We start from the raw sequence: 16,440 nt of genomic DNA, 5'->3' as shown, positions 1-16,440 counted from the left end.
TTGCTTACTTTATGCGATGTGACCGTTGTCGGTGCTGGCCACTTTGGACTATCGGCAGTGCCGGATAAGCACAGCGCGTATTCCGTTCAATTCGGGATCAGAGCACCAGTTCGCGCGGCGGGCTCCCTAATCTATGTTTCAGCGTGGCGGAATTGGTAGACGCACCGCACGGTTAATGCGACGCCGAAAGGCTTGTAGGTTCGACTCCTACCGCTGGAGCCATAGATTACAAGTAGCCGCGTAGCCACCATTTTAAGTGGTTGAATAAGCGCCTTTCGGCCGCCTTTCTTCCCGTGCAGGAGTACCCTTGGTCCACCAGATCCGCCGCCGGCAGGGCGAGGTTCACCGCAGCGGCCGCGGCGCTCGTCATCCGTCATCCAGCAGTTGGAGCTCCGCTGCAGCGAGATCGCCCGCGGGGCGATGATGGGCTTTGCCGGCGCCACGCAGGTTGCAATCCTCACCATCGACGTCCACGGTGTCATCCGGTTCGCCAACCATGCGGCCGGCGCGCTGTTTGGCTGGGATCTTACGGAGATTATCGGGCACCGATCGTCATGATCGTCCCCGAGCGGCTGCGTAACGCCCACAATGCGGGACTGGCGCGCGTCGCCCGCTGGGCGGCGAATCCAAGCTCGCCGGAAAGACGGTCGAGATCGCCGCCCGCCTCGCCCAACTCTATCTGCGTGCCTCCACCGCCGAGCAGGACGCCAGCCGGGCCCGCTGTGGAAACCAAGCCGAAATCGGCGATGTTCGAACGGGACTGGCGATGCGGACCTATTGAGAACCGATCAATTACTCAGAAGAGGTAATCCGAATTGGATCTTTAACGACGGCGCTATCGCGTCGTCCCCAGAAACCAAGTCTTCCATAAGGCATAAAAGCCGCGCGGCCAGGCCGGGAGGCTTCCGTCGTCCAGCAGCAAAAGCGCATCGCCCAGGCGCCCACTCAGCCGCACAAGCGAAGCGCGGAGATTGCTTTGATCTGATGTAATTCCGCATCCAGGTAACTGCTTTTTGGCAAAAGCCGGCGCAGCAGCCTTGCTCGTCAGAGCAGGAGATCATTGGAGCGCCAGTTCATTGTCAATCCGGCAAGATAAAGTTGGCAGTTTCGCCTCCGGCAGACCCCTTTGGGAGCAGCAGCATGTCTGGGTCGTTTGATGTAGCCCATCCATACCTCGAAATAGCCACCAGGCGCTCCTTGTTTTCGCCCTTACGCGGTTGTTTCACTAGGGAAATCCGCAAGAATGGCGCTGCCGTTCATTAGAAAGAATTGCACTTGTGCGCATGAGCGCTCCCAGCGATCGGAATCCACGTATGACTTCTGACTGCTGCCCTGAGTTCGACTTTATCCAATTTTGTGGCGCGGGCGGGGACGAGGGCCATGACGCATTGGGCACGAGCTGGAATTTTCATGCTGTCTCGGGACATCGATCAATTCGACCCGTCAGATTCGGCGTCAGTCAGCCTCTTGCGGAGCCGGCACCGCCCCCTCCAAACTTGGATAAACTCGAGCTGAGACCCGGGATCATAATGCCGGTCCTCGAGAACGATGGTTTGGAGATCCTGGCATTCATGCTCGATGCGGAGCAGAACGTCATCCGCGAGATAGGCGTTTGCCTCAACGAAGAGGAACGTCGGCGCGCCGAGGGGTTGAGACTGGAGCGGGACCGCCGCCGCTATGTCGCTACCCGCGGGCAGCTGCGCCGGGTCCTCGCCTCCAAACTGGGAATCTCGCCGTCCGACATCGAACTAGAATATGGACGCCTAGGCAAACCCCACCTCTCGCACCGCATGCCTGCTCGCGATTTGCGCTTCAGTGTCTCGCGATCCGGAGATGTCGCGGTCGTCGCCCTCTCGACCAGGCAGGAGGTTGGGGTGGACATCGAGGCAGTTCTGGCTGTGCCCGAAGCGGACGAGATCGCAGCGCATTGCTTTTCTGCCTCCGAGTATCGGTCTTACACCGCCCTTGGTCCGAAAGACCGGCTGGAAGGCTTCCTCCGGCGCTGGACCCGGCTGGAGGCTATCTCTAAGGCCCTGGGGTGCGGCTTAGGGCAATCCCTTTCTTGGGATGAAAGGGAATGGGCTGTCCGTAGGTTCGTACCGAAACCTGGGTACATCGGGACCGTGGTAGTCCGGAATTGGGTGGTAGTCCGGAATTGAAGTGCCCGCGATGCCATAATTCACTTACGATGCACCGCGGATAAACGAGGAGCTCAACCAATTCCATTGGACTGCACGCAAGTTCATTCGAACCGGACTTGTTCCCCACACTTCGCGGTGGGTCGCGGTTGAGAACACGGGACAGCGCTTCACTGACATGTCCCGGGCGTATGGAGAAAGCGCGGCAGTTTCATCGATGAAACCGTCGTGCTGGAGAAACTGGGACGCGGGAACCACTTCGGCTCCGTCGTGAATCATGAAGAAAGTGATCGGAAGACCTATGTCGGCGGACGTGATGCAGTTCCCGGAGCTTCTCGCAGACCTCGCGGTCAAGGACATCAAGATCTGGGTAGAGGGCGACCGGCTGCGGTGCAACGCCCCAGCTGGCGCACTGACGGCGGAGTTTCGCGACCAGTTGCGGGACCGGAAGGGCGAGATCATCGCGTTTCTGAATATGGCCACGGCGGCGGCCCGGCAACAGCCTGCAATCATTCCCCTGCAGTCTGGCGGAACACGCACGCCCATTTACGCCGTACCCGGCCATATCGGGGCGCCGTTCTCATTCTCGGACCTGTCGAAGCACCTGGGCGGCGATCAACCGTTTTACGCACTCCAACCGTCTGGCTTCGATGGGCAGAGCGATCCGATGGACCGCGTCGAAGATATCGCCGAGTACTTCGCCCGCCAGATCGTCGAATATCAGCCCACCGGTCCGTACATCATCGCCGGTTACTGCTCCGGCGCTGCAACCGCTTTCGAACTGGCGAAAATGCTGGGTCAAAGCGGAGCGGAGGTCCCGTGCATAGCGCTCTTTGGCCCTCTTCACCCCACCACCTATAAGGAATTGCCGCGTCTGCTGTATTTCTATGCCAGGCGGAGCGCCGATTCGTGCCTGCGAGAGATGGCGAAGCTGCCGACATTCGGCGCCCGTCTCCGATATTTCGGCAGTCGCCTCCGGAATCTCGGCGAGCGCGTCCGCGCCGCCCTCGTGCCCCTCGTTCGCAAAAGCAAAGAGCCTGTCACGACAGATCCGGTGCTGGCGAGCAGAGCTCGACTCAAATCGACGGCGATCACGGCTTTGCGGCGGTACATTCCCACTCCGTATTCGGGTCGAGTATGCATATTTCTTCCGAACAAGGCCTGGCTGCGATCGGGTGCAGCACCGCACCGATGGCTTCGAGTGGTGCCGCATGCCGAATTTTATTTCGGGCCCGAGGACTGCAACGGTCCCCTTATGCTGGAGGAACCGGACGCGCCTGCCATTGCAGAGCTTTATCGCCGGGCAACCCAAAAAGCTGAATGATTGACGTGATTTGATTTTTTTGACTTCCGCAATGGGGAGCGTATCTCATGAATGAAGTCCTTCCTATCGCGGCGGAGGGCGTAATGCTTCCCCTGCTGAAAGATGCCGATCATCAGGCGCTGGTTGTCGAGTACAACGCCACGGCAGCGCCCTACCCGTCGGACAGGACAATCATCGATCTCTTCCGCGACCAGGCGACGCGTAGTCCTGACGCTGAAGCGATCCGCTTCGGCGATGCAACGCTGACGTACCAGCAGCTCAACGAACGCTCCAACCAGATGGCCATGCATCTGACATCGACCGGCGTGGGGCCGGGTCGGATTGCCGTTGTGTTCATGGAGCACTCCATTGAAGTCGTCGTCGCGATCTTAGGCGTCCTGAAGTCCGGCGCAGCCTATGTGCCGGTGGATGCGGCAACGCCGAAGGGGCGTCTGGCAACAATCCTGAAGGACATTGCCAACGGGACCGACGGGCGGGCGCCGGTGGCGATCACTCAGGCGCGCCTGCAATCCGTCATTTCCCCGAACTTTGCCGACATTTTCGTGCTCGACGCCGATTTCGGGTCGATTTTACATCAGCCGGACTCGGCCCGACCGTCCGCTGCCACTCCGGACGGCGCCGCCTATATCATCTTCACCTCCGGCTCGACCGGCACGCCCAAGGGCGTCGTGATCGAGCACCGGAATCTGGTGAACTACATTGGGTGGGCCGCTCGGGTATACAGTTGCGGCGAACGTCTCGCATGGCCCCTTTTCTCATCCCTCGCCTTCGATCTGACCGTCACGACGCTCTTCACACCACTCATCACCGGCGGCCGCATCGTGGTCTATCTTGGTGATCCCGGAGTCCAGAGCATGGTCGTGCTCAAGGTCATCGACGACAATGCCGTCGATATCATGAAGCTGACGCCGGCGCATCTCGCGATGATCCGCGACCGCAATCTTGAGACCACAAGGCTGCGCAAGTTCATCGTGGGTGGCGAGGACTTCAAGACCGAGTTGGCTCGCGATATCACGAAAGCCGTCCCCCATCCTATCGAGATCTACAACGAGTACGGACCAACCGAAGCCACTGTGGGCTGCATGATTCACCGTTTCGACATCGACCGGGATCAATCCGCATCGGTGCCGATCGGCGTTCCGGCGGCCAATGCGGGCATCTACGTGCTCAACAAGGCACATCAGCCCACTGCCCGCAGCATCATCGGTGAGATGTTCATTGCCGGCGACGGTCTCGCGAGAGGCTATTTCAATCGCCCTGACCTGACCGACGAGCGTTTCCTCACGGCCGTCGATCCGAGAGATGGGTTTTCGAAGCTGCGGCTGTACAGGACGGGCGATCTCGCCCGCTGGAACTCGGAAGGGCGCCTGGACTTTCTCGGCCGCGCCGATCACCAGGTGAAGGTTGGTGGCGCGCGTATCGAGCTGGGCGAGATCGAAGCCCGGCTTCTGCAGCACCCGCACGTTCAGGAATGCGCTGTCGCTGCCATCGCCACCTCGGTGGCGAAACCAGAGACACAAGTGCGTTATTGCGAACGGTGCGGTGTTGCGTCCGGCCTGCCCGGCACGACGTTCGATGCGGCAGGCGTCTGCAATCTGTGCCGGGCCTTCGACACCTACGTCGACAAGGCGCAGACCTATTTCAAGACATCGGATGACCTCCAGGTTCTCATCGCGGAGATGCAGGCTAACCGGAAGGGACCTTACGACTGTATCGTGCTGTTGAGCGGCGGCAAAGACAGCAGTTTTATGCTGTGCAAGCTCGTCGCCATGGGGGTGAAGCCGCTTACCTTCACCCTTGACAACGGTTTCATTTCGGAAGGAGCCAAGGCCAATATCAGGCGGCTCGTGAACTCCCTCGGCGTGGATCACCACTGGGGAAGCACGCCGCATATGAACGAGATCTTCGTCGACAGCCTGAAACGGTTCGCGAACGTCTGCAACGGCTGCTTCAAGACGATCTACACCCTGGCCACGAACGTCGCCCGCGAACTAGGGATCGGGTACATCGTGACTGGGTTGTCCCGCGGCCAGTTCTTTGAGACGCGCCTGACCGAGGAGGTCTTCAAGCGGGACGACTACGATCCGGCCCGTCTGGACGCGCTCATCGCCGAGGCGCGCAAGGAGTATCACCGCCGCGAGGATGCTGTGTCGCGCTATCTCGACGTGGATGCCTTCCGGAACGACTCAGTATTCGAGGAAGTGAAGTTCATCGACTTCTACCGCTACTGGAGCGTCCCTCTTGAGGACATGCTCGATTTCCTGAAGACGCAGGCGGGATGGGATCGGCCTGCGGATACAGGACGCTCCACGAACTGTCTCATCAACGATGTCGGCATCTACGTTCATAAGAAGCAGCGGGGACATCACAACTACGCCCTTCCCTACAGCTGGGATGTGCGTCTCGGCCAGAAGACGCGCGATGAAGCCATTGACGAACTCAACGACGAGCTGGACCTATCCCGCATCAAGGAGATCATGGCCCAAATCGGCTATGTCGAACCGCCAGCGGCCGAAGACGGCATCGCACGACTTGTGGCCTACTATGTCTCGTCCAAACCCCTGACCGTGGCGGACCTGCGCACCCACCTCGCCGAAGAACTCTTGGAGTCCATGATTCCGACGCAGTATGTTCGCCTCGAACGGATGCCACTCACGTCCAACGGCAAGATCGACCGCTCTGCGCTTCCCGAGCCGACGGCGGAAAACATCCAGCCTGCACAAGACTTCGTCGCCCCCTCGACGGCGACCGAGAAGACGCTGGCCGCGCTGTGGTGCGATCTCCTCAAGGTCGAGTCGATCGGCCGTGACGACAACTTCTTCGGCCTGGGTGGGCACTCGCTGCTGGTGATGCGGGCGGTGTCGCGCATGCGGCAGAGCTTCGGCGTCGACGTGCAGCTTCGCAACCTTTTCGAGCGCCCGACAGTGGCCGGACTGGCGGAAGTGATCGACGGAATGCTCTGGGTGGCCGATTCCGGAGCCCCTTCAGTCTCGGAAGGACCGAGAGAGGAAATCGAACTCTAGCTTTCGCAAGGCCTCCGAATGGCCTTTGGGTACCAATCTGGACGGAAGCTTTTGCGTTGGACTGCAGAGCAGAGCGGATGAAGATGATGGACAAAGCTTGGGTACCGGCGCGAGGATCGGGGCTGCCTTGGGCGGCGGGGGAATATGAGCTCTTACGCGACCAGGTGCGCCGGTTCGTCGAGGAGGAGATCAAGCCGCGTGCGGATCGCTGGGAGGAGGACGGGTTCATTCCCCGTCCGATCCTGCGCCGCATGGGTGAACTCGGCTTCTTCGGCATCCGCTACCCGGCCGAGTACGGTGGTTCCGAGATGGACGCGGTCGCATCGACGATCTTCGCCGAGGAGCTCGGGCGCTCGACTTATGGCGGCGTCGCAAGCGCGACGCTGGTCCATACCGACATGGCTTCCGTGCATGTCTTTCACGACGGGACCAAAGCCCAGCGGGCCCGCTGGATGCCGGGCATTATCAGCGGCGAGGTGATCACCGCGGTCGCCATCACGGAGCCGGATGCAGGCTCGGACGTGAAGGCCATCCGCACGCGCGCCCGCCGAGAGGGCGACTCTTACGTCCTCGACGGCACGAAGCTCTACATCACGAACGGCGTCCACGCGGATCTCTACTGCGTCGGCGCCAAGACCGATCCCTCGGCAGGAAGCCACGGGATCACGATGTTCCTCGTCGAGAAGGGCACGCCAGGCTTCAGCGTCGCCCGCGAGCTGGACAAGCACGGCTGGCGCTGCTCCGATACGGCGGAGCTCGTCTTCGACGGTTGCCGTATCCCCGCCGAGAACGTGCTCGGCGCGGAGGGACAGGGCTTCTACTCCATCATGCGCAACTTCCAGAACGAGCGCCTTGTCCTCGCGGGCATGGCGATAGGGGCGGCCGAGGCGGCGATCGATATGACCCTCGCCTGGGTGAAAGCTCGCCGCGCATTCGGGGGCGTCTTATGGGACATGCAGGCGATCCGTGAACGTCTCGCGATGCTCTCTGCGAAGGTGGAGGCAGGCCGCCAGTTTCTCTATGCCACCGCTTGGCGCATGGCGGCGGACGAAGATTGCCTGCGCGAGGTCTCGATGGTGAAGGCCATCTGCGGCGAACTCGTCAACGAGGTTGCGTATACGTGCGTGCAGTTCCACGGCGCTATGGGCCTCATGCGCGAGAGCCCGATCGAGCGCATAGCGCGTGACGCCCGCGTCCTATCCATCGGCGGCGGCGCGACGGAGGTGATGCTGGAGGTGGTCGCGTCGATGTCGTGAGCCTGATGCGCAGCATCCCACCGCGCCAACCGTCCGGCTCTCCAGTTCGTTTCAACTCGAATACAATTCGTCATGGCTCGGCGGAGTGGAGCACCGGTCTCCGAAGCTGGCCAGTTAAGTGTGGCCGACGGGGCGGGTCGCTACGACCAGGGTTGAAACGCCGAATTTCCGCAAAGCCGTTTTTTCGATCCGTGGCATGAGCCGCCGGTAGGTCGGTATCACGCTAGCCGGCAGCCATTGATAACGCTCCAACACCGGCAGCACATAGTCGACCTTCTGTATCTCGAAACCCGCCGCAGCCACAATATTCCGCAATTCATGCGGCCAGTAGTTCCGTGCCGCCATAACGCGAGCCGACCACGAACTCGGCAGCCAAGGAAGCAGTGGGATAGGGAAACCGAAATTGCGGCCCAGAAACCGCATCCCATGGCCCTCGAATGGAAACCAGCGATTTGGACTCATCACGACCAGATGACCGCCGGGCCGCAGGACTCGCCAAATTTCGCGCAGCGTGGCCGCCTCATTGGCGACGTGCTCAAGAACCTCATTCAACAATGTCGCATCAACGGACGCATCCGGTAATGGGAAGTCGTCGGTGCAGCAGTGGTATTCGATCGCATCTGGCCGCCGATTAAGCTTCTCATCATTCACCAGCTTGCGAGCGATGGCCTCGTCGATCCTCGATCGTTCAGGATCGACACCAATGACTTTCTGGGCACCCCAGGCGACCAGGGCCTCGGTGTAGCCGCCCTCGGCACAGCCGCAGTCGAGCCAGACTCCCTGTAGCAGTCCCAGGTCTCTCAACTTGCCGAGCCTGTAAGCAACATTGCTTCCGATCGCGGTCGAGTCGCCGGGATGGGGGTAGCGTGGCGCAGTACGCGCGCGCGATAAAGAATTCTCGCTTGTCGCGATGACCCGCAGGCCATCCAATTGCGGTCGATAACGTTGCGCCATGAGCGGTGTCTCCTCAAGTCTCAGATGGTTACGCAACCGGCGGCCCTTCGTGCACAGGACTGCCGGCGGAATTCAGGTTCATCGCGAAGGCCAAAGTCAGGGCCGCGCACACGCCCTCGATGCTAACGGCGAGCGTCCAGCCCAGGACCAGGCCTTGAAGTCCGCCAAGCTTCGCCCCCGCGATCACGAGGCACAGCTCCAGCAACCCGCCCAGCGCGAACCAGCGAGATGCCTTGCGCATCCTGTCGCCCAGCCGCGCCAGCGTGCAGGCATGAAATTTGAGCGTTGATCCCAACAGGCTGAAGCCGAGGAAGCGCAGGCTCGAACCGGCGATCTCAGGATAGGCCGGATTGAAGACCGCAAGGATCTCCTGCGAATAGGTGAAGACGAAGACGGCGCAGACCAGCGAGAAGAGCAATGACGCCGTCAGCGACATAAGGATGTCGCGTCTCGATTGTTTCGGGCTTGTTCTGACCACGGGGAACAGGATCGTGGCCATGGCTGCGGGAATCAACGAGGCCAAGGAGACCAGCATCCACAACGGCATGAAGGCGGCATTGGTGGTCGGCGACAGGAGAACCAGCACAAGGTAGGGCATGATGGTGCCCGGGGCCTGCAAAGCCACATCGAGCGCGTAGTGGTCGAACACCTTGCGTCGGAGCGCATGGAGCAGCTGGAAATCGGGGATCCCAAAGAGGCGACGCGCGCCGCCCCGGGTCAAGAGATCGACGCCGATACAGGCCGCCAGCAAGCCGGCCACCCAGGTCAGAAGAAGCGCGGCATTGGAGGCGTAGCCGGCGGCCGCGGCGAGCAGCATCAGCTTGAACGTGGAGAACAGCACTTGCCGGATCATCTTGCCGGTGCTGCGCAGGTTGCCCATGAACGCCGTATCGGCCACGATCCCGAGAACGGTCAGGCCGCAGCCGAGGACGAAGGTAGCGCCGACGAACAAGCCGTCGATCGGCCCGGTCGGGCTGTTGAGGTACGCCTCCCCGAAGACAAACAACAAGGCCAGGCCGACCGCCAGCGCCACCCCGACGCACGCTGCAGCGGCCACGAGGCCGCGCTCCTTGCCGGGATGCCGGACGATTTCACCCATCAGCAACGTCCCCAGCCCGGCGTCCCCCAGCAGGCCGATGAGCGCCATCACGGACAGGAGGGCGGAGACGTTGCCGATCACCTCAGGCGGAAACAGCCGGGCCGCGAGCCACCAATAGACAAACCCGAGACCGGCCGTTGCAGTCGTTCCGATCGCCAGAGCGCCGGAATTCATGACGAACGCGGCGCTCTTTCGAAGCTCCCGGCGCAGGCGAATAATGGCCGTCCCGGCGGGGTCTACCGGCATGACGGCTCTCCCGAACCTTGGTTTGCCGGCACCGCAGGCCTGCTGGCGGCTGGGCGCAGGACGTCCCGGTAGACCTGCTCGATCCGGGTCACGACCGCTCCGGCCTTGAGGCATCCAACCCTGGCGAGGCTTGTCGTCTCCAGGCGGGCCAGCAAGGCGCGGTCATCCAGAAGTGTCTGCATTGCGTGGGCGAGGGCGTGCGCGTCGCCGGGCGGCACGAGAAGCCCTGTTTCCCCATGATCGACGATATCCGGCATGCCGCCGACATCGGTTGCGATGACTGCCTTGCCGGAAGCCATGGCTTCCATGATGACCGTCGCGCAGGCTTCAGGTCCCACCGATGGTAGCACGCCGAACAGTGAGCGCCGCCATGCATGCATGATGGCGGAATGCGGCCACGTACCGAAGACGCGGACGTTCGGCGGAAACTCGGTTGGTGTATCGGCGGCCCGGCGCCCGATCAGGACCAGCTGCGGCGCCCGCTCCAGGCCGGCATAGGCTTGCAGGAGAACGTCAATGCCCTTGAGGCGCGCCATGTCGCCGACGAACAGGATGAATCCATGCCCAGGTAGCTCCCGCAGGCAGGGATCTTCCGGGCCAAGTACCTCGACATTGTCGGGCACGAAGTTGGGAATGACCTCGTAGGGGGCGCGGCCTTGGGTGAGGCCGGTGTGGCTGGCCACCGCGTGGCTCACCGCGATGAAGCGGTCCACAGCGCGCCGAGCGCCGAAGCTCGAAGCCCAGTTGCCCAAGGTGGTCGCGGCTGCCTTCACGGCTCCGTAATGCCCGGTGGCGCAAGGTAAGCACTTGGCCGGTGCTGGGCCACTGCAGAGATGGGTCCCCAAGTGCATGAAGTTCTTCTTGGCGCAGACAAGGCCGTAGTCGTGCAGAGTGACCACGAGGCGTGCCCCACTGAGAACTTTGACCGGCAGGAAGGACGCGTAGATCCAGTTGTGGGCGTGGACGATGTCCGGCCTCTCCTGAGCGACCAGCCGCTTCAGGGCTAGCACCAGTTCGGGATCCGGGAAAGGTGGTGCGTGGCGGCGCTCGGGATCGGTGTGGAGGCCTGACAGACGCTGGAGCGTGCCGCGCAAGCGGTGCACGCGAACCGCGCCGTCCAGCTCGGTTGCGGGCGATCCGGGATGCATCAAGGTCCCGACGCTGACATGATGGCCCCGCTCCACCAACGCCGCGCCGAGATTGCGGACGTGCCGCTCCTCTCCCCCGATCACCGGAGGATAGAACTGCGATAGCAGCAGGATGCGCATGGTACAGCCTCGTTTTAGATCCGCGGCACAAGCGTCGAAACGCTGCGATAGAGCCGGTTGTCTTCCGGTCGATAAAGCCGCGCCTCGGCCGTCTGGCGAGTTGCCAAGACGGGCACCGGGATTTCCCGCGCCCAAGTGTCGCCCGGCGCGATGGTGAGCGATCGGAAAACGGCGAACGGCTGCCCATCGAGGGTGATTTCCAGGTCGAATCGCTGAGGTCGAGTCTCGGCGCTCCTGATGCCGACGGTGATCCGGCCGGACTCGCCACCGGCCGACGGCAACAACCAGAACGCAGTGTATTTGAATTCCCGGTAGGCCGCTTCGTCTCGGACGGCCAACGCATAGGCTCCGGTCGCTACAAGCAGCGCTAGCATGAGCGCAGCCCCCTGCCAGAGCCGGACCCGCGCCGGAGCCGGCCAGGCTGGCAGATCGGGAGTGTCGCGGCGGCCGGCGGCCACCAGTGCCGCGGCGGCCGTCACCGCCCAGAACCACACCGCCCAGCCGAGCGGCGTAAGGAAGCCTGCGGCGTTCAGGGCAAAGCCCCCGGCGATGCTGGCGGCCAGGCTTGCTCCGACCGCGTAGACGAAGTGTTCCAACGCGGAGGTTGTCCTGACGCCAATGGCCCGCAGCACCGTGTGGCCCGAGACGAGGAACACCATGGGCGCGCCCAGGGCAGTACGGAGGAGCAAGCTGTCGCTGACCGCAACGGCCGCCACCGCGGCCCCCGCCCACAGGCACGCGGCCAGAAGGTCCCACTTGCTACAAAATCTCATGCAATCCCCTCACGTCATAGATGACGATCCAGCCGTTGTCGTAGATGCGGGTGACGCCCTTGACGTCATTGAACTTGAGCAGCGCTGCGCCCGAGAGCGGCGCTCCCTGCCGCGCTTCCCACGGCTGGAAGTAAAAGCCGAGCACCGGCGGAGCCGTAGTCAGGCGCAGGTCAATCAGCAGGAAATCGATGTTGCTTCGCGCCAAGGCCCAAAACTCGTCGGGCCCCAATGTCTCGGCCTCGAAAATTCGCGCGGGATCGACGCCTTCGACGATGGTGACCCTAACGTCCTGCCGGCCGTAGCCCGCAAGCAGAAGGCGGTTGATGCGGTCGGTGGTGAAGCGGTTGCCAGCACCGAGCCATTCCTTGGCCCAGCGTGCCGTTTCGATCCCCATCGGCTCGATGGATTCGTGATCCGCGGCCACCCTGTAGCGCCCATGGATCGGATTAATCGAAGAGCTCGTGACGCCGCCCAGGACGATGATCACCAGAGCAACGGCCGGTGCGATGCGGCGCCACCCGCGTGGCGTGCGGCCCTGCCAGAAGTGGACGATGCTCACCGCGACGACCAGCCCGACGGCGATGAACACGAACGTTCCCATGCGGTTGCCGACTTCCCATCCGGCGACGGTCAGTCGGAAGGCCACCGAGACTGGGAGCCCGAAGGCCAGCAAGCTGAGGAGCACGAGGCGGCTATCGCGCCAGCGGCGTTTAAGAATGTCCTGGATCGGACGCCAACCGGACCGCGCACCACTCGGCGCTGCCATGGCCAGCGACCGAAAGAATCCCGTTGCCAGTCCGAGGGCCACCAGCAGGAGCGCCAGCAAGGTGGTCAGCCGCATGTAGAGCGCCTTGTCCGGCGCTCCGAGGTGCTCCGACCGCGGGGTGGGCGCGCCCAGGATGTTCCGGAGCAATGTGTCGAGACCGGACTCGATCACCGGGCCGAGATAGCCTGTGAGAGGGATGCCACGGGCCTGCACCCACAGGGACGGCAGGGCTATGGCGAGGATCGCCGCGAGGCCCACGGCAGTGCTGGTCTTGATCCGCAGGGGATCGTGCCGGCGCAACGTCTCGAGCGCCGCCAGCGCTCCGAAATAGATGGCGGCGAAGGCGGCAGAGAGGTGATGCGTGACCGCGAGGCTTGCCAACAGCAAGGCAATCAGCCCGAACGACTTCAGCCTCGGTCGCCCGACGAGATCCTTGGACGCTGCTTCGACCGCGAAGATCAGCACGCATAGCACGATACCGAGGCTCTCGTAGGAGAACATCGAATCGAACAGGAAGAAGGTTGAGCAGCCCATATAGGCCAGACAGGCGATGGCCGAGATACGCGGCGACCCAGCGATGCTTTCGAGGAACAGAAACAGGGCACCGATGAACGTGCCCTTGAGGATGGCCAACAAGAGCGTCCCCGCCACAAACAAGGGCAGTCCCGTCAGATCGACGATCGCCGTCGTCAGGATTTCCAGGGCGGGATAGGTTGGCCCGATCGGGAAAAGCGGGTTGGACAGGAACAGCCGGCGGGCCGTGATGAGATCCTGGGCCGCGATCCAGTGCAAGACCTCGTCGTAACCGCTGAAGCTCGTCGGGGAATAGACGTTCTTGCAATAGAACAGGGCTTCGGCAAGCAGCAACAGGAGGAACAGGCGCTCACCCCGGGCTGTTGTCGGCCAGGCGATGCGAAGGCTGGTCGGAGCGACCAGGAGAACGACACCGGACCAGAAGAGCGGCGGCGCCACGTCATAGCCGCGGCGCCCGGCCGCGTGACCGGCCACGACCAGGAGTAGAGCCGCGGCGATCGTCAGGCATAGAACCGCAATCCATCCGGAATTGGCGCGTTGCGACGGGGCATCGGCGCTGCCGTCGCGAAGGTCGGGACCGACAACGGCCGAGACGAATCGTATCCCGGCCTGAAGCGGGTTGATCCTGGTTCCCGCGCTGAAATGAGCCGGCATCATCAGCATCATGCCCTCGTCGCAGGAGGCCACGATGTCACGCCGCCGGGGCCCAAGCGGAGCATGGATCGGCTGCCGAGAACATCATAATAAACGTGGTTCAGCGCATGCGCGCAGGCATCCCAGTCCGGCAGGGCCAAATCCGGGACCTCCCGATGCGCCTCCAGTTCCTGGGCCATGGCGGCGGCCAGCTCTCCAGGACCGGCGTTGGGCGGAATCGCCCGGCACAGGCCATTGGCGGCCAGCTCCCGCAGACCGGACGTGTCGCTGACGAGGACCGGACGGCGCAGCGACAGGGCTTCCATCACAGCGATCGGATGGGCTTCGTATTCGCTGAACAGCACGAATAGCGCGGCGCTCGCCAGCAGGTCTGCCATTTTCTGCCGCTCGGATCCGGGGATGCCCGCAATGGTGACCCGCTTCTCGAGGCCGAGCGTCGCGACGAGGCGCCGCAATTCTCCCTCGTACGGGCCTGTTCCAACGATGTGCAGTCGCACGTCCGGTACCCGGCGGATCAGTTCGGGCAAGGCCGCGATCGCCCGGTGATGGCCCTTGTAGCGCTCCAGCCTGCCGCCCGAGACGATCAGATGCGGATCGACCTTGATGCCGGGGCTCGGAGCCGGCATCGCAGCGCCGTTCGGGATGACGACAAACCGTTCGCGCGGCACGCGCATTCTGGCGCTGAAGAAGCTGGCCTCGAATTCGGAGACGCCGATCAGCCGCGCGGCGCGGGCCACCAGCGGTCGAAGCAGCGCGTGCTGTGTGCCGCGCACGGCATTGCGCAGCCGGGAGGAATGCCCGCCGCTGTGGAAGGTCAGGATGAACGGCAGGTCCCCGCGAAGGGTCGCGAGCAGCCCGATCGGCGCCACGAAGCTGTTGTAACCTTGGAAATGGATCAGATCCCATGCCCCGCGCCGGATCGCGGTATAAATGCCGGGCGCAACATAGAGGTCCAGCTCCCTCGGCCAGGCCGGCACGCGCTGCACGCGCATACCGCGCACCTCCTCCTCAGCCGGCAACTCCCCCGAGGGATCGGTAGTGAGCACGTCGACGGCGTGGCCACGCGCCACCAAGCGGGGACCGACTTCCTGGATGTGAGTTTCGATGCCACCTATGAGGGGGTAGCAGCGAGCGGCAACCATCAGGATTCGCATCAGGTCTGTCCACCGACAACACAGGCTGTCGCGCTCCGCCTGCGCTGTTGGTGCACCCTCTCGCGCAGGATGGTTTTCAGGACGCGCCAGCCGTCCGGCATGGCGCGCAGATGGCTCACGCCGCTGATGCGCGGAGCCTCGAAACTCGCCACCTCGACGATATTGAGGTGGTTCTTCAAGGCCCGCACGTTGATGAGGGTCTCGATCTCGAACCCATCGCAATCGCAGTCCAGCGTGGCGACGTGCTTGGTCCAGAAGGCTATGTATCCGTAGCATAGATCGGAGAACCAACCGCCATAGAGCAGCCGCACGAACAGGGTCAGCCCCTTATTGCCGAACATCCGGAACAGCGACATGTCGTCGGTGCCGGCGCCCTGGATAAAGCGTGAACCCTTAACGAGATCCGCGCCGGCCATCAGCGCACTGACAAAGACGATCGCCTCCTCCGGCACCATGGAGCCGTCAGCGTCCAGCATGACGATGATTTCGCCTGTGGCGGCCAGGAATCCCGCTTGCAGTGCAGCGCCCTTGCCCCGCCGGGGCTCCATCACGACCTTCACGTCCTCTCGCAGGCGGCGCGCGACCGCGACCGTATCGTCAGTCGAACGACCATCTACGATAATGATCTCATGCGCCCAGTTGGGGATGCGCGGCAGAAGCCACGGGAGGTTCTCGGCTTCATTGAGCGTCGGGACGACGAAGCTGACTCGGGGCAGAGTCAGTGATCCCCGCAGCGCGACATTTAACGGGTCAGGCGGCGATGTGGCACCGACGGGGGCGAGAATGCCGGAGAGACGGGCGTTCATGGCAGCGCTTTGAGGTCGTACGATGGGACCCATCCGGGGAGCATATTGTGCTTCCATGACCCCATGAGCTCCCCGAAAATCCGGTGCTCCACATAGCGCGCACGCAAATGCGCGGCCAGCGACAAGCCGCGGCGGCCAGCTCCAATGACCGCCACATCCACGGATGTGCTTGATCCAACCATATGCGGACTCCCGGCCGTTATGAAATGAAGATGAAATGAAAGAGGATTGGCAAGCTTGTCGCCCCCTAATATTGGGTTGTGATGCGACGATTACTGATGCAGATCTGAAATGGAAGGACGATAGATGGTTATGAAAAGCAAATAGATGATTAGCTCTTTTGGGGTATCCCTACAGGTTATTTCCAGCCATACGACCAGCGCGGATAGTACGGCAGCGGCACCGATCACCTTCAGCAGCTGTGTTGGCAGCGTTGCCAAACCCG

General features: G+C 62.7%; 12 protein-coding genes and 1 tRNA gene. 5 read left to right on the top strand and 8 right to left on the bottom strand.

The annotated features are described in order from the left end of the window. The first annotated feature begins 137 nt into the window (after window positions 1-137). A tRNA-Asn gene (locus tag NKI24_RS15805) sits at window positions 138-222 on the top strand. A gap of 313 nt (window positions 223-535) precedes the next feature. On the opposite strand, the gene NKI24_RS15800 is transcribed toward NKI24_RS15805, so the two are convergent. Then, window positions 536-733 carry a hypothetical protein gene (locus NKI24_RS15800; protein ID WP_352744570.1) on the bottom strand — a complete coding sequence of 66 codons (198 nt, stop codon included), beginning with the start codon at window positions 731-733 and terminating at the stop codon, window positions 536-538. Window positions 734-1,529: 796 nt separating this feature from the next. Between NKI24_RS15800 and NKI24_RS15795 the strand changes: the two genes are divergently transcribed. The 4 genes from NKI24_RS15795 (at window position 1,530) to NKI24_RS15780 (ending at window position 7,741) form a co-directional block, all read left to right on the top strand. After that, window positions 1,530-2,159 (top strand): 4'-phosphopantetheinyl transferase family protein, encoded by a 630-nt coding sequence (locus NKI24_RS15795; RefSeq protein WP_352450589.1) that lies wholly within the window; start codon window positions 1,530-1,532, stop codon window positions 2,157-2,159. Window positions 2,160-2,415: 256 nt separating this feature from the next. Beyond that, on the top strand, window positions 2,416-3,462 hold the full coding sequence (locus NKI24_RS15790) for a TubC N-terminal docking domain-related protein (RefSeq protein WP_352450588.1): 1,047 nt from the start codon (window positions 2,416-2,418) through the stop codon (window positions 3,460-3,462). 47 nt (window positions 3,463-3,509) lie between these two features. Continuing rightward, the gene (locus NKI24_RS15785) at window positions 3,510-6,485 is read left to right on the top strand and encodes an amino acid adenylation domain-containing protein (protein ID WP_352746497.1); all 2,976 of its coding nucleotides are present in this window, start codon (window positions 3,510-3,512) and stop codon (window positions 6,483-6,485) included. 77 nt (window positions 6,486-6,562) lie between these two features. Then, entirely contained in the window at window positions 6,563-7,741 is a 1,179-nt protein-coding gene (locus tag NKI24_RS15780; protein ID WP_352450586.1) for an acyl-CoA dehydrogenase family protein, read from the top strand. A gap of 114 nt (window positions 7,742-7,855) precedes the next feature. Here the strand turns inward: NKI24_RS15780 and NKI24_RS15775 are convergent, their stop codons facing one another. The 7 genes from NKI24_RS15775 to NKI24_RS15745 all read right to left on the bottom strand — a co-directional run bounded on the left by NKI24_RS15775 (window position 7,856) and on the right by NKI24_RS15745 (window position 15,995). Continuing rightward, a complete protein-coding gene (locus NKI24_RS15775) occupies window positions 7,856-8,695 on the bottom strand; it encodes a class I SAM-dependent methyltransferase (RefSeq protein ID WP_352450585.1) in 840 nt (279 codons plus the stop codon). A 28-nt stretch (window positions 8,696-8,723) separates the two neighbouring features. Next, on the bottom strand, window positions 8,724-10,040 hold the full coding sequence (locus tag NKI24_RS15770) for a lipopolysaccharide biosynthesis protein (RefSeq protein ID WP_352450584.1): 1,317 nt from the start codon (window positions 10,038-10,040) through the stop codon (window positions 8,724-8,726). After that, on the bottom strand, window positions 10,031-11,308 hold the full coding sequence (locus NKI24_RS15765; protein ID WP_352450583.1) for a glycosyltransferase family 4 protein: 1,278 nt from the start codon (window positions 11,306-11,308) through the stop codon (window positions 10,031-10,033). The genes NKI24_RS15770 and NKI24_RS15765 overlap by 10 nt, the downstream gene beginning before the upstream one ends. 14 nt (window positions 11,309-11,322) lie before the next feature. Next, complete coding sequence (locus NKI24_RS15760) at window positions 11,323-11,967, bottom strand: hypothetical protein (protein ID WP_352450582.1); 645 nt, start codon at window positions 11,965-11,967, stop codon at window positions 11,323-11,325. Window positions 11,968-12,067: 100 nt separating this feature from the next. Then, window positions 12,068-13,714, bottom strand: coding sequence for a putative glycosyltransferase family protein (locus NKI24_RS15755; RefSeq protein WP_352746492.1), 1,647 nt, complete (start codon window positions 13,712-13,714; stop codon window positions 12,068-12,070). Between the two features lie 329 nt (window positions 13,715-14,043). Further along, window positions 14,044-15,189, bottom strand: coding sequence for a glycosyltransferase family 4 protein (locus tag NKI24_RS15750; RefSeq protein WP_352450580.1), 1,146 nt, complete (start codon window positions 15,187-15,189; stop codon window positions 14,044-14,046). Continuing rightward, window positions 15,189-15,995, bottom strand: coding sequence for a glycosyltransferase family 2 protein (locus NKI24_RS15745; protein WP_352450579.1), 807 nt, complete (start codon window positions 15,993-15,995; stop codon window positions 15,189-15,191). The genes NKI24_RS15750 and NKI24_RS15745 overlap by 1 nt, the downstream gene beginning before the upstream one ends. Window positions 15,996-16,440: the final 445 nt, after the last annotated feature.

The sequence above is a fragment of the Mesorhizobium sp. M0701 genome (assembly GCF_040320365.1).
Lineage (GTDB): Bacteria > Pseudomonadota > Alphaproteobacteria > Rhizobiales > Rhizobiaceae > Mesorhizobium.
This window is presented reverse-complemented; position numbering and strand designations above follow the sequence as displayed.

Excerpts from the sequence above, each read along its gene's own strand:
- NKI24_RS15795 (WP_352450589.1), top strand. The coding sequence starts at position 1,530 with ATGCCGGTCCTCGAGAACGATGGTTTGGAGATCCTGGCATTCATGCTC.
- NKI24_RS15765 (WP_352450583.1), bottom strand. The coding sequence starts at position 11,308 with ATGCGCATCCTGCTGCTATCGCAGTTCTATCCTCCGGTGATCGGGGGA.
- NKI24_RS15750 (WP_352450580.1), bottom strand. The coding sequence starts at position 15,189 with ATGCGAATCCTGATGGTTGCCGCTCGCTGCTACCCCCTCATAGGTGGC.
- NKI24_RS15770 (WP_352450584.1), bottom strand. The coding sequence starts at position 10,040 with ATGCCGGTAGACCCCGCCGGGACGGCCATTATTCGCCTGCGCCGGGAG.
- NKI24_RS15745 (WP_352450579.1), bottom strand. The coding sequence starts at position 15,995 with ATGAACGCCCGTCTCTCCGGCATTCTCGCCCCCGTCGGTGCCACATCG.
- NKI24_RS15775 (WP_352450585.1), bottom strand. The coding sequence starts at position 8,695 with ATGGCGCAACGTTATCGACCGCAATTGGATGGCCTGCGGGTCATCGCG.
- NKI24_RS15785 (WP_352746497.1), top strand. The coding sequence starts at position 3,510 with ATGAATGAAGTCCTTCCTATCGCGGCGGAGGGCGTAATGCTTCCCCTG.
- NKI24_RS15780 (WP_352450586.1), top strand. The coding sequence starts at position 6,563 with ATGAAGATGATGGACAAAGCTTGGGTACCGGCGCGAGGATCGGGGCTG.
- NKI24_RS15790 (WP_352450588.1), top strand. The coding sequence starts at position 2,416 with ATGAAGAAAGTGATCGGAAGACCTATGTCGGCGGACGTGATGCAGTTC.
- NKI24_RS15760 (WP_352450582.1), bottom strand. The coding sequence starts at position 11,967 with ATGGTGTTCCTCGTCTCGGGCCACACGGTGCTGCGGGCCATTGGCGTC.